Annotated in this window: 1 pseudogene; it reads left to right on the top strand. The window is 64.1% G+C overall.

Annotated features, from left to right (window positions below):
- A pseudogene (locus tag EN852_RS41370) lies at positions 1-345 on the top strand (sel1 repeat family protein); the annotation flags it as partial.

Below are 345 nucleotides of genomic sequence, written 5' to 3'. Positions count from 1 at the left end.
GCGCCTTGTTCGATGGTGTCGGCGTCCAGCGCGATACCGGCAAGGGGCTGGATCTGCTGCTTAAGGCAGCGGCGATGGGGCGTGTCGGCGCCATAAACGATCTGGCGCTGATCTTCAAGCAAGGCCGCAACGGCGTGCCTGCCGATCCGGCGCGCGCTCTGGCCTTCCTCAGAGCCGGCATCGACCGGCAGGAAGCTTATTCGATGGCCATTCTCGGGCTTTCACCGAAGCGGAACACCCCGACGCTCGCGGTGTGCAAGCCCAAGGTGGTGACGAAAGTGATCACCAAGGTAAAGGTGATCCGTACTCCCGCGCCAGAAGCGCCGACGACGACGAGCACCACGC

The organism is Mesorhizobium sp. M2E.F.Ca.ET.209.01.1.1 (genome assembly GCF_004010375.2).
Classification (GTDB): domain Bacteria; phylum Pseudomonadota; class Alphaproteobacteria; order Rhizobiales; family Rhizobiaceae; genus Mesorhizobium.
Note: the sequence above shows the minus strand (reverse complement) of the source record. Positions and strands in the feature narration are given on the sequence as shown.